Source organism: Spirosoma litoris, assembly GCF_054776755.1.
On sequence record NZ_BAAHBI010000011.1, the window covers coordinates 70126 to 87214 of the forward strand.

Here is a 17089-nt window from a genome sequence, read left to right on the forward strand (position 1 = left end):
TTCGCTCATTTATTCTTTCACTCTTTAATTTTTCAACCAGTTCTCAATCATCTTGACGCCGTTTTCGGTCAGGACTGATTCGGGGTGGAATTGAAGTCCCTTAACATCGAATCGTGTATGAGCCAGGCCCATAACGCGCCCATGCTCATCTACAGCCGTGATTCGCAACTCCTCGGGCATTGAATCTGGTACAACAGTCCAGGAGTGATAACGGCCAACCACCAGATCTGCTGGAATATTGGTAAAGAGTCGTTCGGATCGATCGGTTACGGTTGCTTTGTGGGCTACACCATGTAGCACATCACCGAGGTTTTCGAGGGTAGCGCCATAGACTTCGCCAATCCCCTGATGCCCGAGGCAAATACCCAGAATACTCTTGGCTGGCCCATATTCCCGAACCAGATCCTGCATAATTCCCGCTTCCGACGGAATACCCGGTCCGGGCGAGAGCATGATTTTGTCGTACTGTCCTACTGCTTCCAGACTGATCTTGTTATTCCGGATGACATCGGGCTTCAGCCCTAATTCGCGGAGAATATAGACCAGATTGTAGGTAAACGAATCGTAATTATCTAAGACTAAAAGTTTCATGTTCTGAGGAGTGAGGAGTGAGGAGCGAGGAGCGAGAATGGCTGGCGTAAACTAACTTCTGCCGGATGGATTCTCTCTACTCACTGCTCTCTCCTAATACTTTATAATTGTTTCGCTTGCTCAAGGGCCATCCGTAGGGCGGCTAGTTTATTATGGACTTCCTGCAACTCGCTTTCAACGACCGATTTCGCCACGATACCGGCTCCGGCCTGATAATAAAGCGTGTTGTCTTTACTCATAAACGTCCGAATCATGATGGCGTGGTTGAACTCGCCGTCGAAACCCATATAGCCAATGCTGCCCGAGTAAAAACTACGGCTCAGGTTTTCGTAGCGGTCAATCAATTGCATGGCGTTGTGTTTGGGGGCACCTGAGAGCGTTCCGGCCGGGAAGGTCTCGGCAACGATTTGTAAAGGGTCGGCCTGTTCGGTTAAATCGCCCACTACTTTCGACACCAGGTGAATGACGTGCGAATAATACTGGATCTCTTTGAACGTCTCGACTTTAACAACATCACAGTTCCGGCTAAGATCGTTGCGGGCTAAATCGACCAGCATAACGTGTTCTGCCGATTCTTTCGGGTCGTCGTAGAGTTTCTGGGCGAGTTCGGCATCGCGGACGTCATCGCCTGTGCGCCTAAAGGTGCCCGCAATGGGGTAAATGGTGGCTTGGCGATTCTTCACCACAATTTGCGATTCGGGCGAAGAGCCGAAGATTTTGTAGTTGCCGTAATCGAAGTAGAATAAGTAAGGAGAGGGGTTGAGCGATCGGAGTGTTCGATACACATTGAACTCATCGCCCGTGAATGGTGTCGAAAACCGACGCGATAAAACAATCTGGAAAACATCGCCCCGTTGACAGTGATCTTTGCCTTTCTGAATAACCGCCCGAAATTCATCGTCGGTGAAGTTCGATTGTTCGGGTCCGGCAGGGCTGAACGAATAAGTCGGATAATTTCGGCTCGTAATCAGATCGCTGATGTAATCTAACGTGCTTTCCGGTTCGATGTCGCCATCGCGGAGGTAGCTGTGCTCAAATAAATACAGCTCGTCTTTGAAATGGTTGATTGCCAGTACGTAACGGTACACCGTAAAGACGGCCGCTGGAATCTGGTTTTCGGTTGGTACTGGCGCGTGGAGCGTGATATCTTCGAAACCCTGCACGGCTGGGTAGCCGAAGTAGCCAAACAAACCGTTGGTAATGAAGGGGAACGGCGCTTTTTCGTGCTTAAAGCTGTCTTTATAGTTTTGAAGAGCCGCGCGCATTTCCTGAACGGGAAGCTCAGTGGTCTGCTCGTCTTCGCCCGGCATTTTTATCGTCAGTTTATTTCCTTCATACGAAAAGCGGGAAACCGGATCGAAGGCGATGTAGGAAAAACTGTTGTCGTTTCCGTGGTAATCGGAGCTTTCGAGCAGAATGCTATTCAAAAAGCGGTCGCGAATGCGCAGGTAAATACTTACGGGGGTGATAATATCGGCCAGCATCCGTTTATGACGGCTGACAACGCGGTAAGTGGGTTTTAAGTCGATGGTCATAAGTCAATAGTCGTTAGTGCATAAAAAAATAAGGCTCACCGGGATGTCGGTGAGCCTTGAGAAATTTGCTGGTAAACAACAATAGCGGCAACCTTCATCCCTGTTGAGAAGAATGCCACCACCAAATCATGTTGTTAACCGTATTATTCATGAGTGTCTAACTCGTTTTATCAAATTGAATTCTATTTCTGGTCGGGGTGGCGGGATTCGAAGGCGGACGCGCCCCCGGCCACAACCTCTACCTCCCCAACATAGCCTTTTATCAAGCTGCTATTCTGGTCGGGGTGGCGGGATTCGAACCCACGACCTCTACGTCCCGAACGTAGCGCGCTACCAGGCTGCGCTACACCCCGCACTGGGCCACAAATATAAAAACGAATCCTTAAGAAAAAAATACAAGCATTTTTCTGAATCTTAACCTTTATCTTCTGGCTGACGCGTTGGTAGGAATGATATTAACATCAATAGCCCGATAAGGCTACTACCTATCATTGCCGAAATACTACCTATATTTCCCCATGGGCTTCCACCTTGACTAAGCTCAATAGCTTCTTTATCTATATTGAAGCCACTATCTTCCAGTAATTTTTTTGTGTCATTACTAATTCTTAAGTCAGGGTCATATTTACCTTCTACTTCGCTTTTTAGTTTTTTAAAATACTCACCACTCTCTACATCTGCCTTGTTTGCATGATTATCACGAACGACTAATTTAACTTTTATTTTGGCAGTGGTATCAAGTTGATAAGTTACCCCTTTGACAGTCGAATCTTTACGGAGCGCAGATGCCAAAAAATTTTTCAGGGAAAATACTGGATATATTACTGCCCGTAAGTCTCCTTTTTTTTTGCCCACTTCGACTACATAATTACCTTTTAAAATCTTTACATCTTTGACTTTGATGTATCTAGGGATATCTCCAGGAGGTATTTTTTCTAATTCCTCGATAGTACATACCTTCGCTTCGCTTACAGTAGAGTTAAACTTAAAGTCTTGCCATCCTTCTTTAAAAAGCATATAACATGCGATAAGGATTATGATTCGAGTAATAATTCCCATTGTGATATACGGTGGTTTATTTAATGATAAATTTTCAATCGATCCTTCTTTAATAAATTAGATAGCTCAGATTTGCTCATCCAAACAGAATCTTTTGCAAATAAGTAAGGGTTTGTTTTTAAGGAGCTTACGTCCTTGTCTTCAAAAGTGCCCAACTCATAATTGGGCTTTTGTAAGCAAAGGGAATCGTTTGAGATTGAGACTAACCGATGTGCGTAATAATCAGTACTACGTTTAATAATATATAGATCACCAATAGATGGCTCTCTCAAAGAGGATTCATAAGTGGATTGATCCATAAAGGATTTGCAAGTGCTTACGAGTACTATTATTAATACAAAAACGCCAATACCAGGCCAACCCCACTTGTCATAAACAACTCGAAATAGCCACATATATTCTGGATAGAATTATCTCACCGAAAGGCAAATGTATTATATATTTGCCATAAAGAGTACAAGTTGATATATAATTCATATCAACTTGTACTCTTTATGGCATTTTGTAATATAATTACTCCGCTGATTTTCGATTCTCACATCTCCATCACACGTACTCGAATGCTTTTATTCTCGGTCAACTCAATGGCTGATTGGTCGAAATCGGGTGGGCCCATCAGCATCGATACGTTTGAGAGGCCGAACGGTTCAGATGGCATCTGTCCTGAAAAGTCCATTTTCTGATTCCCGTTCAAATCCTGAAAAAGCCGAACGGCGTATTTCCCGGCTGGTAAACCCTCGAAAATAGTAGTGAGCTCACCTGATGGCGTTACATCAACTATTTTCCGCTGAAATGATTCGCCGGTGAAGGTAGCTGGGCTATTGGCCAAACCAACATAGAGTTTGCCTGAACGGGTATTCACATTGTGAATGACAACCGTAAGGGAATAAGTCCCGCTAACCGAAGCCGATGTTGCGGGTGTTGTTTGTTGAGCCAGGCAAGGCTTAGTCAGATTTGTGATGAATAGGACGATGATAAAGAAGGTGGTGATAATCGTTTTCATGAGTTATGCAGGTTTATGTTCGTTTGGTTCGATAGCACAAACATAAAAGCCTTCAACTGACCACTCCAACTCAAAGGGACAAACTGCATGGTTGTGGGATAAATGACAACTTTGGGAGATTACGACAAGATTATTGGGGCGTTTGACAAATTTGATTGCCCTATTTTTTTGACAGGATTAACAGGATGGACAGGATTGGCACTGTCAGGAATCCTGTCCATCCTGTTAATCCTGTCAAAAACTACCCCAGATTTAGCGTCAAATTTCCGTTTTTGTTGTACCGGATTTCCTCTTCGGCCAACATCAGTTTCACGATTTGAGCCAGCGACTCGGCGTCAGTTTGGGCGAAATGGTGAGCTAATTGTTTTGGAGATACGCCTGGCCCATTTGCCAGCGCGACATAATCTCGGACTTGCTCACGTACGGCTGCTGTGGCCGTTTCGGCTGATTTCTTTTTCCTGAGACAATTGTCACAGATGCCACAGGCGTCGCCCGGTTTTTCACCGAAGTAAGCCTGGAGCAAACGAGTCCGGCACTGAGTTTGGTGTTCGGTATACAAAATGGCTGCCTGCACTTTCCGCATTGCTAATTCCTTCCGCCGATTTAACTCTTGTATATTAACTGGCAGTGAAGGTGCATCGAAACGAGGAGTCAGAAAGGTTAACTGAGGTTTGTCTTTTTGTTTTTCATAAATAACCACATTGCGTTCATGAAGCTGCGTTAGCAACTGTTCAATTTCGCTTTGATTAATCATGAAGGTTCTTGCCAGCGTCGATTCGGAGATCGTGATGAAGTCGGTGAACAACTCACCTCCATAGACGCGCAGGAGTAGTTTAAGAAATGAATCGAAGCGTGAGTGCAGGACCTGAAATTCATACAATTGCCGATTGTCCAGAACGATTGTTAGCCGTGATGGATGAAAATAATTTTCATTCAGCTGAATAAAGCCTTCCAGTTGCAATTGCTTTAGCGCATAGTGAGTCTCTTGCGGAGGCAGACTAAATGTAGCCGAAAATGCGCCCAGATCGAAGTCATAGCTAGCAAATTCACCCCCGCCGACGGGCACTGCCGTGTAGTTTGCCAATGCCTGGTAAACCCGCCGTAACATCTCAATGGGCTGATAAAGCTGCTCGGTTCGGAAACGGAGACTTTCCAGATCATCTGGTGTGTAGAGCATTAGCGCATAAGCTTTTTGTCCATCGCGCCCAGCCCGACCTGCTTCCTGATAGTAGGCTTCGAGCGAATCGGGAACATCTAAATGGATAACAATGCGCACATCGGGCTTGTCGATACCCATACCGAACGCATTCGTGGCGACCATCACTCGCGTCCGATTTTGAATCCAGGCGTCCTGTTTTTCAGCCCGTTGCTGAGTTGTTAGTCCTGCGTGGTAGAAATCTGCCGAAATACCCTGTCGATTTAGCCACTGCGCCACTTTCTGGGTTTGCCTGCGGCTACGCACATACACAATGCCGCAACCCGGTACGTTTTGTAAGGCGCGGAGTAATCTTGCGTCTTTGTTTTCTTCCACTACCGCCGAGTAAGAAAGATTGGGCCGGGCAAAGGTTTGCCGAAAGATAGCAGGGTCTTTTAGGACCAGCTTTTCAATGATATCTTTCTGAACATCAGGCGTTGCCGAAGCGGTGAGCGCAATAATTGGGGTGTCTGGGATGAGCTCTCTAAATTCGGCGATTTGCAGATAAGGTGGCCGAAAGTCGTACCCCCAAGCCGAAATACAGTGCGCTTCATCAACAGCTAAAAGACAAACCGTCATCTGTTTGACTCGCTCGATAACGATTTCGGTTCGAAGCCGTTCGGGAGAGACATATAGGAATTTGGTATTGCCATAAATGCAATTGTCGAGCGTTGTATCGATTTCCCGATAATGCATGCCCGAATAAATCGCTGCTGCCGGAATACCCCGTTTGCGAAGCTGCTCAACCTGATCTTTCATCAGGGCAATAAGGGGCGTGACCACAATACAAACGCCTTTCATGGCCAGCGTTGGTACCTGAAAGCAGATGGATTTGCCGCCACCCGTAGGCATCAACACCAGCGAGTCCTGTCGATCCAGCACTGTATTCACAACATCTTCCTGCATCGGTCGGAAGTTGGTGTATCCCCAAAACTGTTGTAATATCTGCCGGGTGGTCACTGTGTTTATCGTTTATAGTATTCGGTTTATGGTATGGTTCGCGTCAGCAAACCAAACACCATAAACCAGATACCTTTCTACAAATTTACGCCTGAAACACAAATCAGCGAGATTGCGTTTTACGTTTGTGCGCAAATCTGCAATCAGTAGCAACAACAATTATGCTTCAGAAAGTTATCAAATCCGATGCGGAATGGCAGGAAATCCTGACGCCGGAACAATATCGAGTGGCACGGGGAAAAGGTACCGAACGACCTTTCTCGGGTGAATATTGCGAAGCCCACGACCCTGGCATTTACGCCTGCGTTTGTTGTGGTACAGAGTTATTCGAATCAACAACCAAGTTTGAATCAGGTACGGGTTGGCCGAGTTTTACGGAACCCATTGAGGCCGATCGAATTCGGCTGGAAAAAGATTATAGTTACGGGATGCATCGGGTTGAAGTGTTATGCAATGTGTGTGATGCTCACCTCGGGCATGTGTTCAACGATGGACCGCCACCTACTGGAATGCGCTATTGCCTGAACTCGGTTTCGCTTGTACTGAAGCGGACTGCCGATTCATAGTAATCACAGCAGCCTAGTTTATAATCGCCCAGCTTATTCTCCGGAACAGGCTGGGCGATTGTGCATTCTGCCCGTGGAGGAATGGCTGTTGTACGATCATTTTTAGGGCCCCCATTTGCTAATGGCCGTTTTGAAGTGAAACTTGCAGCAGATGAATCACTATAAATACCTATGAACTACGGGAAGTTGCTGGTAGTATTATTCGCGGTTAGGATGCTGTTAAATCCCGTGTTTGCTCAGAAAATTGGCTCATCTACACCAGGCGCAGCAGCAACGTACCCGCTTAGCTTATCCATCGCCGGAACTAAAATCAAGTACTATAAAGACGACCGTGACGCTTTCTCAAGAGTACCCGCTCCCGAAGCCTTTCTGAAAAGGCAAAGTTCGTCCGGGCGCTTAGCCCCGCAAACCGCCCAGTTTATTGTTACCTACACCAACTTTACGCAAGAGGCCCAAAAAGCCTTTCAATATGCCGTCGACATTTGGTCTACGCTGATTGTTTCCTCGGTGCCAATCCGTATTCAGGCTAATTGGGTGTCGGACGAACCCAATTTATTAGGATCGGCGGGGCCAACGTCTTACCGCTATAATTTCGATGGAGGGCAGAAAGCAACGGCTTTTTACCCAATTGCATTGGCCGAAAAAATTGCCCATAAGAACTTGAATGGTCTCAATGAAGCTGATATTGTTGCAGATTTCAACCGGAATAATCAGTGGTATTTTGGCACAGATGGGCTAACACCGGCGGGGCAAACCGATATGGTGACGGTCGTCTTACACGAACTGGCGCACGGATTGGGATTCATTGGCTTTTTCAACGTTACGGATTTTCCCGGCGACATGAACAATGGGCAATATCTGGCAGCTCTACCCTCGATTTATGATTGCTTTATTGAAACTGGGGGAGCCGGTGGACCGAAAAGACGGTTGGTAACCTCGCAGGACGTTTTTCCAAATAACTCTATTCCGCTGAACCGCCAACTAACCGGGAATGATCTGTTTCTGAATGGCGCGGTTTTGCAACAAACCACGGGGCAAAAACTCCGGGTTCACGCGAAATCTACGTTTTCGCGGGCTTCCAGTATTTACCATTTAGATGAGGATACGTATCCTCCCGGCAATATTAACTCGCTCATGACGCCGAAGCTGGGACTTGCCGAGTCGATTCATTCGCCGGGGATCAATGTATTGAAATTCTTCTCCGATCTGGAATGGAAAACAACGTCGGTACTGCATGATCCAATCGCGAATACAGAAGATGCTAAAGACCTGGTATTTAGTACACGTATTATTAGCGACACAACATTGATAGCAGGTTCAATGCGCTTAGTTTATCGTAAAACTGCGCCAGCCGCCACTGATTCGGCGGCTACAACTGTTAGCTTAATTCGTGTTGGAACTACCGATACGTATCAGTACACACTGCCAGCGGCCCAGGCACAGGGTGATATCTGGTATTATTTCCAGGCACAGGATGCGTCGGGCCGGACGTTTTCAAATCCGGGAAAGCAACTCGCGGGAGGGCAGATTTGGAATCACGTCAAGATCGGCCCCGACAATGTGCCACCAACTATTCAGTACGCGCCCGCAAAAACAAGTATTTTCTCGACAGCCGTTGCCGATAGCTTACCAATCTATGCTCGGATAGCTGATGATCGGGCGGGTATTTCCAGCGCTTATGTTGATTATCAAATCAATGGCGTGTCGCAGTCAGCACTACCACTAAGCTATAATCGATTGACGATCGGCAACTATACGTACGACAGCGTTTACGTCAATCGGATTAATTTTCCGGCCAACTCACTGAAAGTTGGCGATAAGATTACCTATCGGATTGTTGCGCAGGATGGTTCTCGGGCTAAAAATCAGACTACTAACCCGTCGACCGGTTTCTATCAGCTTACGGTTGTAGCCACAAAAGCGGTACGTGATCAATATGTGAATACCTTCAATGATGGATCGACAGCCAGCGATTTTGCGGGCTATGGATTTACAGTCACTACGCCAGCCAGTTTCGGCGATGGGGCTATTCATTCAACGCACCCATATCCGAATGGCACTGATTTTCAATCGCAAAGCAACTACGATTACACGTTGCTAACGCCTATTCGCATAAAAGCAAACCCTGACAGCGCTATTATTCGATTCGATGAAATTGTGCTGGTTGAGCCGGGTGCGACGGGTAGTCGTCTGGGTGACAGTAATTTTTATGATTACGTTGTGGTCGAAGGTTCCAGTAATAATGGCCAAACCTGGAAACCGCTGCTAGATGCCTATAGCGCAAATGCCCGAACGGAGTGGTTAACAGCCTATAACAGCGATTTAGTAACGGGTTTGCGTAGTGAGAAAAACTCCAAAGCGGGCGGCTTTCCGGCCATGTATCGGCGACGGGAAATACCGTTATTGAACCAAACAACGGGTTTCAAGGCGGGTGATCAACTCCTGATTCGGTTTCGTTTGTTTGCCGATCCACTCTCGTACGGATGGGGATGGGCTATTGACAACTTGTTTATTCAAACGCCTGTTCCGTTAATCTTAGCCGAGGGACCTATTCGTGAAGGTTCATTTAAGTTATATCCCAATCCAGTGAGCAATGGGACTATGCAATTGGAGGCCGAACTACTGAAACCAACTTCCGAACTCGGATTGACGATTAGCAGCCTAACTGGACAACCCATTCGGCAATTGACTCTGAAAGTGAACGGTAAGCAAATCAGTGAGCAACTTGATGTTGGGCAATTGCCCGCAGGTTTGTATTTGATGCAGTTGAAAGTAGGCGACTCGATACAGACGAAGAAGGTTATTATTGCAAAGTAATTCACATAAGTCTGTGTATGAAAGCATTATTGCCATTCGTCTTTGCCTGTATTGTTCTAGGTTGTTCGCCCGCCCGGCGTATTAGTAGTGATTTACGAATCAACCCAATCTACACGGATCATTTTACAGGTGTTGCACTCTATGACCCCATTCAGAAAAAGGCGTTAATTCAATATAATGCCGATAAACCATTCACCCCCGCATCGAATACTAAACTGTTTAGTTTTTACACCGGGTTGTTATCCTTGCCGGATTCACTACCGGCATTGCGCTATGTTACCAATGGTGACTCGCTGATTTTCTGGGGCACCGGAAATCCCCTGTTACTCCACCCTGACTTGCCCGACACGAGTGCATTGGCTTTTCTACGGAAGCGGCCCGAAAAGCTGTTTTTCTCTCCAGCTAATTATAACGGGCCACGTTTCGGGCCAGGCTGGGCGTGGGATGACTATAACGACGATTATTCTCCTGAGTTAGCTTCACTACCCATTTATGGAAATGTTGCTCGATTTAAGAATGGAGTGCAGACTGCTGTTACGGTGAGTCCCCACCGATTTTTGGATAGTTTACGTATTAATTCAGATAGTAAATCTGTGGTTAACAGTGTTAGGAGGTTGGAATATACGAATCAATTCATCCTTCCGAATGGTAATAAATCTGGTCGGCAGGATGTACCATTTCGGTGGTCGGCGGAGTTAGTGGCTCAACTCTTATCCGATACATTGCACCGCCCTATTGGTGTTATAAACCGTCCCCTAACACCGATAACCAAACTATTACGAGGTTCTGCGACAGATTCACTCTACAAACGGATGCTGTTTGTAAGTGATAATCAGTTTGCCGAACAGGTACTGTTTATGGCTTCCGCTGAACGGAATTCTGCGATGCTTACGCCAACGATTGAACTTCGTAGAATGGCCGATAGTGTGTTGCACTTACCGGCTACTTCGGCCAGGTGGGTCGATGGGTCGGGCCTGTCACGTTACAACGTTTTTACGCCCAACGTGCTAATTGCCTTACTCGGCCGTATTGATGCGAAAGTACCGCGGCAACGATTATTTGCGTTGCTGCCAGCTGCTGGACAATCGGGTACGTTACGAAGTATAGCGATGGATGGTAAGCCTTATATTTTTGCCAAATCGGGTTCTATGACGGGCGTTTATAATTTAAGTGGTTATGTACTGACGCGTTCGGGCAAAACGCTCTACTTCAGTATTATGCATAACAACTTTACCCAGACAGTAAGCGAAATGCGCCGACGAACGGGGGAGCTGTTGAAAGAAATTCATGAGCGGTTTTAGAAGGGAGTAGTTCCTTACTACTTGCTCGGCCATTGCGCTAATGGTGGTACTTTTTTAGCGGCCTGGTTAACCGATTTTTCAGGGATTAACCGTACTGTAAGCGCCGTTTTCGTATTAGCGGGAAGCGTTATTTCAAACCCAACCAACGTGGTTCCTGGATTGGGCGCATCGTACTCATGAGGTGGATTGGTAGTCCAGGTTTTTAATTCTACACGAGCGGGCTCGTCGACTTGTAAAATTAATTTCTTGCCATCTTTAGTCAATTCCGCTTTGTTACCCGTAAGAGTTACTGTAGCCGGAGTAAGCATTGTCCATCGAACAGTGGTTTCGGTGGATGGCGTTTCGAGTTCATCCCGGATGATTACATACGATTTATCCAGGATAGCGACACCCCGGTTTGCGTTTGTCAACGACTCTTTGTAGACATCCGTTAAATCGGTGGTCGCATTCATGAACATCGGCGTATTAGAATAATGCGTGATAGCGGCTTTTCCCGCAACGCGTTGCAGTCCGTTGTTTATTGTGAGCGTGTTATGCACGAAATTATTGTACCGAAAAATCTGCCAACGTTGCGAATCCTGCTTGCTATTCCACAAATCCACGCCTTTCGATTCTAACGACTCATACTCCTGCATCCCGAAATCCATGGCCCAGCGTACGCCGTCAGCTTCCATAATAAACGAGCCAATATCCATGTGCGCATGGTTTACCGACGGACTGCCCGCTTTTAAGCCCACATAAATTGCTGCCGGGTCGGACCAGGAAGTGCGCATAAGCGCTACTGGATTGCGACCTTCTCCAACCCACATGGTAGGTTTCGGTTCGGCTATCGCATTCATACTTACACCGTTGCTCCAAAGCATAATAGCCGGCAGCAGTCGATTCTTAACATGTTTCTTCGGGTCATTCGTTTGTAACCGACTTCGTTCTACCCACAGTAAAGACGGGTCTTTCGATTTTTGAGCAAACCAGAACATAGCGGGTTGTAATTCACCGGATAAACCCGAATCGGAGTAGTTAAAGGCATTTCCGGAAGGGCCAGTCATGTTTTCCAGATAGCCCGCCGTTTTCAAAAATCCCGGTTCGTTTGTCAGGCCAAAATCGGTTCCGAAGGCTTTGTCAACAGCGCTGATGAGCATCACATTAAAACTGGTGCCGTAGCCCCAATAGCCATACCCTTCTGGATAAGCCCCGTTGGGCTTGTAATCGCCCATAGGCAACACAACCGATTCGATCGCCCGGTTAATGATGCTTTTGGCTAGTTCGGGTTGATCTTCATAAATGGCCAGCGCGCCATAAGCCATCCCCGCATTACAAACCTGGTTCCAATTATGGGTGGCTTTTAGCCAGCTATTGTATTTCGAATCTAAAGAGGGTTCAATTCCTTTTTTCAAAATAGCGCCTTTGATAATCGACCGCGACTGATCGGATAAGTCGTTGTAAAGCCAGTCGTAACCAATGGAAATGGCCATTGTCATTTCGGCCACATCCAGAAAGTGGGTCGGATTCCAGTCGTCAAAAGCTGATAAAGCCAGTAGTTCCTGTTCCGCTCGTTTCAGGTATTTTTCCTGATGGGTGAATCGCCAGGTATAGGCTAAATAAAATATCCGGCGTAAGCCTTCTCTGGATTTGTCGAGCAAGCGTCGTCCAATCTTTATCCGTTCCAGTGAAGGCTTGTCGAGCAAGGCATCGCATTCGTTCAGAATTGCCTGGTTCAAATTGCTCCAGGTTTTATCTGTACTAATGGTCCGTTTAATGGCTTCTTCTTCGCCTTTCAACAACAATAATCGTGGGTGGGCGGGGAGTTTATTGGCCTTAGCCAGATGATCGACCTGTGCTATGGCAACGAAATGAAGCAGGAGCAGGAGAGATGTAAGTCGAAAAAATAAAGAGGTCATAACGAGTTATGCGTTTGAGTAGGTTGTCCGGAGAAGTCAAACGCATAAGTCGAAAATAAGACAGCTTTACCTGTCTATTGCGAACGATCATTTATTTTGATAAACTCTGAAAAAGGTATTGATTATCTGATCTTGTAAAAGATGGTCATTTCGGAAAAGGGCAGTCGCGTAAATTCGCTTACTGTCAGAAAAATCGATGCTTTTGTATTTATCCCCGCACTGAAAAAACCACCGACGGAATAGTAAAGCTCGTTGCTTTTGTTGATTGCTGTCGGTACTACAGGTGTATGTAATAACAAGGTTTGGATTGGCATCGAAGGCGGCTCGCAAACCATAAATAACTGTATCTCTGATTCTCTTATCAATAATACCTACTTTGCCACTGACTCTTGTGAGAATGAAGGAGTAAACATTATCAGCAATAGATTCATCGGGGAGGTAGTCGCTATCAGACTTAAAAACAAGTTCGTATTTAACCTGACTGTCAGTTTCAAACGAATAAATAATGCTATTAGTGGCTTTGTCCTCTATCGGTACAAGCTGATAGGGGAATAAGTGCGGCAAATTTGATTCCTCCTGGTCGTTTAGACTCATCTTTGGTCTTCAAATATTCCTGAATCTTTTTTTTATCCTCAAGCATCTGTTTGGCTATGCTTTTGGTTGGTGTCAATACAGTTGCCATGTTTCTAAAGTTTGGATTTCTTTGATAATCAGCGATGAATGTCTATGGATTTCTAATAAGGTGAATCTATATTAACCCAAATCATTGGCATTTAATCAACGCATTAAAGATAATAGAAAGTTTCTATTACCGCTTGATTAGCTGATAGATCGGGTAGCTCACAATAATGAAGGCAACGGCATACAAGCTGCTTGAGAAATCGCCAATAACCACGCCCAGCAGAAAGGCAAGCGAAGCAATAAGGAGTATCCAAGTCGTAAATGGATAGCCCCATGCCCGAACGGGTCGGGCGAGATCCGGCTCGGTTTGGCGCAACCGAATCAAAGCCGCAAAAGCAGAAGCATAGCAGAGCACAAAGAAAAAAGTAGCGATATCGGAGAGCTTGCTATAGGTATTTGTTAGAATCATCAGGGCAGAAGCCCCTGCTGTCAGCACGGTCGCATACGTAGGTGTTCCTCCCGCATTTACGTGCGTAACGAATCGAAAAAATAGCCCATCCCTACCCATCGCGAAAATGACTCGCGGGTTGAACATGATTTGCGCATTGATGATCCCCATAATCGAGATCATGAGCAGGAAGGTTACAACCTGGGCACTCCCTGGTCCGAATAACACCTGAATGGCATCGGCAGCTGGAAGCTTTGAGCTGGCCAGCGTCTCAACTGGAAGTACATATAGCAACGCCAGATTGACCAGAATGTAAATACCAATGATGAGCAAGACACCACTCATCATCGAACGAGGCAGGTTTCGGCTGGGGTCAACGTCTTCTTCAGTAAAGTAAGCCGCTGTGTGCCAGCCATCGTAGGTATAAAAAACGGATTGGAGAGCCGCCAGAATGCCTATCCAGATACCACCTTCGGCTAATGGACGGATACTCGTAGCGGAAAGAGCTGGCTGATCGGGGGTTACCACAAAGCAAACGACAACAAAGAGCAATAAGCCAACGCCTTTCAGGAGGCTCATCACTTCTTGCGCCCGGCTGGCCAATTGTACCCCAATAGAGTGAAACGCCACAAATGCCACCAGAATCCCAATAGCAACAACCTTTTGATAATCAGCTGTGGATGGGAATAGTAAGGCCGTATATTCGCTCATGACTGCTGCGCCAAACGCCATAGCCGATACACTCCCCAGCCAGCTGCTAATGCCAATAATGAAGCCAGCATAGTTGCCAAATGCCCTACGCGCATATACATACCAGCCTCCCGCTTTAGGCAACATTGTTCCCAACTCCATTACCGACAACGAACCCGCCAGGGCATATACGCCGACAATCAACCAAACAGCGATGATAAGGGTAGGGTTGCCAATATCCTGCGCAATAGGCCCAGGTTTACGGAGAATGCCCGTGCCAATGGTACCGCCAATAGTAACAGCCACGCCAAAGCCGACGCCTAACAATTTTTTGAGTTGATTCTGGGCCATAGTCCGGCGGGTAGGAGGAAAGTGGTTTGTACAATAATAGCGAATAAAATCTGTGAAAAGCTGCTATATCCGCGTCATCTGCGTGCCAACTCCGTTTTTTCGTAAGTTTGCCCATATGAGATTTTCGCTAATTCACCCATCTAGGGTAGTTTATTGGCTTCGGTGAGCGGCCTCTGGCTTGGACAAAACATATAAACCAATGAAAGCGTGGATTGAAGAGAAAGTAGCTGGTTTGATTGATTTCTATACAGCAAACTGGCGCGTCAACTCGGTCACGATTCTATTTTTATTACGCATGAGTGTACTAGATTCACAAGCTCAGGAATTAGCGCGTCGGCTACATGACGCCCACGAGACGTACAAAGAAAAAACGTTTACCCACCGTCGGTTTAAGCATAAGGATATTTTGCCCTTGCTGAATGCGTTGGGCGGGCCATTGTCTGTTAGCCAGGTGGGCGAGTCGTTGGAGAAGCGATCGATTCATCAGGTGAAAGCGGGCACAGGACAAACGAAGGTGTTGCTCTGGAGCCAGATGCACGGCGATGAAGCTACGGCTACGATGGCGATGTTCGACATCTTCACTTTTTTACAAGCAAAAAACGACGGCTTCGATGAACTACGGCAGACGATACTGACCAATACCACGCTGTACTTTGTACCGATGCTCAATCCTGACGGAGCGGAGCGGTTTCAACGCCGAACGGCAACGGATATCGATATGAACCGAGATGCGCTGCGCCTGCAAACGCCCGAAGGGACACTTCTTAAAAACCTCCAGCAAACGCTTAAACCGCTCGTCGGCTTCAATCTACACGATCAGAATCCACGCTATGGTGTTGGTAAAACGGGGAAACAAGCCGTCGTTTCGTTTCTGGCAACGGCGTACGACGAAGACCGGAACGTCAACGATGTTCGGCAGCGATCGATGCAGCTTATTGTGGGGATGAACCGAGCCTTGCAACAATTCATACCGGGCCAGGTCGGTCGATACGATGATGAGTTTGAACCCCGTGCCTTTGGCGATAACATTCAGAAATGGGGTACCACGCTGATACTGATTGAGTCGGGCGGATTTAAAGGTGATCCCGAAAAAATGACGATCCGCCGATTAAATTTCGTGGCGATCCTGACTGCGTTGAAATCCATTGCCGATGGGTCGTACAAACAGGAAAATAGTGCCGACTACCAGGCGATCCCTGAAAATGGTCGGGCGCTGTTTGATGTGTTGATCCGAAATGCCACCGTTATTCGCGAAGGCCGCCCCGTTCTTGTCGATGTGGGCATCAACCAGTATGAAACCAACACGAAAGCGGCCGATGGGTTTTACTATAAGAGTAGCGTTGATGACATCGGGGACCTTTCTACATTTTACGGAATCGATGAAATCGACGCAACAGGTTTGACACTGGTTCCAGCTTATACCTATCCAGATACGTTGGATTCAGTGGCTGATCTGTCCAAACTTGATCTGCCAGCTCTTGGGCGGGATGGTGTCGTGGCCTTTAAAGTACGGAAGGCACAAAAGGACAATTTCCCCACGCAAGCCGTGCATTTATTGTTTGAAGGTACTCTGCCCGCCCAACCCCTTGAATTAGAGCAGATACCAACCTTCCTTCTTAAGAAAAGTAATAAAATTCAGTACCGATTCATCAATGGTTTCTGGAAAGAAAATTCCGAAAATCGTCAGAATGGTATCATTGACTAGTGCTTTGGCAAACTAGATTCTAGGGGATTCTATAGATTCTCGGGGCCGCCCGCGCGGTTGGTTCTATTGTGCTGATAATCAAAGACGATAGAATCCAAAGAATCGATAGAAACTAAATTGGACGAGGTATAATGCAAGCGTAATACTAGCGTAACATTTGTGTAATACTAGGCGACTACCTTTGGTGTATTAAGTTTGCACAGATAAGCATCTGTCTCATTCTTCATATTGGTGTCGCACGAAAGGCCAGGGCGTTGTTCTGGTTTTTTCTTTTGTGGATACGTGACTTTCTCATAGTGTCGGTTTTGAGAAACCGACACCACAAACTAGCATTAAGCACATAATAGCA

Annotated in this window: 12 protein-coding genes and 1 tRNA gene; 4 read left to right on the top strand and 9 right to left on the bottom strand. The window is 46.5% G+C overall.

Annotated features, from left to right (window positions below; genetic code table 11):
* Positions 1–24: 24 nt before the first annotated feature.
* The 6 genes from ACYVGR_RS10310 to ACYVGR_RS10335 form a co-directional block, all read right to left on the bottom strand.
* Entirely contained in the window at positions 25–591 is a 567-nt protein-coding gene (locus ACYVGR_RS10310; RefSeq protein WP_460956213.1) for an anthranilate synthase component II, read from the bottom strand.
* 101 nt (positions 592–692) lie between these two features.
* Entirely contained in the window at positions 693–2126 is a 1434-nt protein-coding gene (locus ACYVGR_RS10315; RefSeq protein ID WP_460956215.1) for an anthranilate synthase component I family protein, read from the bottom strand.
* 276 nt (positions 2127–2402) lie between these two features.
* Positions 2403–2479: transfer RNA gene (locus ACYVGR_RS10320), tRNA-Pro, on the bottom strand.
* Between the two features lie 61 nt (positions 2480–2540).
* Positions 2541–3185 (bottom strand): hypothetical protein, encoded by a 645-nt coding sequence (locus tag ACYVGR_RS10325; protein ID WP_460956217.1) that lies wholly within the window; start codon positions 3183–3185, stop codon positions 2541–2543.
* Between the two features lie 535 nt (positions 3186–3720).
* Complete coding sequence (locus ACYVGR_RS10330) at positions 3721–4188, bottom strand: DUF2141 domain-containing protein (protein WP_460956219.1); 468 nt, start codon at positions 4186–4188, stop codon at positions 3721–3723.
* 241 nt (positions 4189–4429) lie between these two features.
* A complete protein-coding gene (locus ACYVGR_RS10335) occupies positions 4430–6343 on the bottom strand; it encodes a RecQ family ATP-dependent DNA helicase (protein WP_460956221.1) in 1914 nt (637 codons plus the stop codon).
* 161 nt (positions 6344–6504) lie between these two features.
* On the opposite strand from ACYVGR_RS10335, the gene msrB reads away from it, so the two are divergent.
* The 3 genes from msrB to ACYVGR_RS10350 all read left to right on the top strand — a co-directional run bounded on the left by msrB (position 6505) and on the right by ACYVGR_RS10350 (position 11027).
* Positions 6505–6909 (top strand): peptide-methionine (R)-S-oxide reductase MsrB, encoded by a 405-nt coding sequence (gene msrB, locus ACYVGR_RS10340; protein WP_460956223.1) that lies wholly within the window; start codon positions 6505–6507, stop codon positions 6907–6909.
* A gap of 171 nt (positions 6910–7080) precedes the next feature.
* The gene (locus ACYVGR_RS10345) at positions 7081–9726 is read left to right on the top strand and encodes a T9SS type A sorting domain-containing protein (protein WP_460956225.1); all 2646 of its coding nucleotides are present in this window, start codon (positions 7081–7083) and stop codon (positions 9724–9726) included.
* A gap of 17 nt (positions 9727–9743) precedes the next feature.
* Positions 9744–11027, top strand: coding sequence for a D-alanyl-D-alanine carboxypeptidase (locus ACYVGR_RS10350; RefSeq protein ID WP_460956227.1), 1284 nt, complete (start codon positions 9744–9746; stop codon positions 11025–11027).
* Positions 11028–11044: 17 nt separating this feature from the next.
* Here ACYVGR_RS10350 and ACYVGR_RS10355 read toward each other — a convergent pair whose 3' ends face one another.
* The 3 genes from ACYVGR_RS10355 to ACYVGR_RS10365 all read right to left on the bottom strand — a co-directional run bounded on the left by ACYVGR_RS10355 (position 11045) and on the right by ACYVGR_RS10365 (position 15035).
* Positions 11045–12925 carry a heparinase II/III domain-containing protein gene (locus tag ACYVGR_RS10355; protein ID WP_460956229.1) on the bottom strand — a complete coding sequence of 627 codons (1881 nt, stop codon included), beginning with the start codon at positions 12923–12925 and terminating at the stop codon, positions 11045–11047.
* Between the two features lie 511 nt (positions 12926–13436).
* Positions 13437–13607, bottom strand: a complete 171-nt coding sequence (locus tag ACYVGR_RS10360; protein WP_460956231.1) for a hypothetical protein — start codon at positions 13605–13607, stop codon at positions 13437–13439.
* Between the two features lie 126 nt (positions 13608–13733).
* The gene (locus ACYVGR_RS10365; protein ID WP_460956233.1) at positions 13734–15035 is read right to left on the bottom strand and encodes an APC family permease; all 1302 of its coding nucleotides are present in this window, start codon (positions 15033–15035) and stop codon (positions 13734–13736) included.
* 295 nt (positions 15036–15330) lie between these two features.
* On the opposite strand from ACYVGR_RS10365, the gene ACYVGR_RS10370 reads away from it, so the two are divergent.
* On the top strand, positions 15331–16740 hold the full coding sequence (locus tag ACYVGR_RS10370) for a M14 family zinc carboxypeptidase (RefSeq protein WP_460956334.1): 1410 nt from the start codon (positions 15331–15333) through the stop codon (positions 16738–16740).
* Positions 16741–17089 lie beyond the last annotated feature (349 nt).

Excerpts from the sequence above, each read along its gene's own strand:
- ACYVGR_RS10310 (WP_460956213.1), bottom strand. The coding sequence starts at position 591 with ATGAAACTTTTAGTCTTAGATAATTACGATTCGTTTACCTACAATCTG.
- ACYVGR_RS10360 (WP_460956231.1), bottom strand. The coding sequence starts at position 13,607 with ATGGCAACTGTATTGACACCAACCAAAAGCATAGCCAAACAGATGCTT.
- ACYVGR_RS10330 (WP_460956219.1), bottom strand. The coding sequence starts at position 4,188 with ATGAAAACGATTATCACCACCTTCTTTATCATCGTCCTATTCATCACA.
- ACYVGR_RS10345 (WP_460956225.1), top strand. The coding sequence starts at position 7,081 with ATGAACTACGGGAAGTTGCTGGTAGTATTATTCGCGGTTAGGATGCTG.
- msrB (WP_460956223.1), top strand. The coding sequence starts at position 6,505 with ATGCTTCAGAAAGTTATCAAATCCGATGCGGAATGGCAGGAAATCCTG.
- ACYVGR_RS10325 (WP_460956217.1), bottom strand. The coding sequence starts at position 3,185 with ATGGGAATTATTACTCGAATCATAATCCTTATCGCATGTTATATGCTT.
- ACYVGR_RS10315 (WP_460956215.1), bottom strand. The coding sequence starts at position 2,126 with ATGACCATCGACTTAAAACCCACTTACCGCGTTGTCAGCCGTCATAAA.
- ACYVGR_RS10370 (WP_460956334.1), top strand. The coding sequence starts at position 15,331 with ATGAGTGTACTAGATTCACAAGCTCAGGAATTAGCGCGTCGGCTACAT.
- ACYVGR_RS10355 (WP_460956229.1), bottom strand. The coding sequence starts at position 12,925 with ATGACCTCTTTATTTTTTCGACTTACATCTCTCCTGCTCCTGCTTCAT.
- ACYVGR_RS10350 (WP_460956227.1), top strand. The coding sequence starts at position 9,744 with ATGAAAGCATTATTGCCATTCGTCTTTGCCTGTATTGTTCTAGGTTGT.
- ACYVGR_RS10365 (WP_460956233.1), bottom strand. The coding sequence starts at position 15,035 with ATGGCCCAGAATCAACTCAAAAAATTGTTAGGCGTCGGCTTTGGCGTG.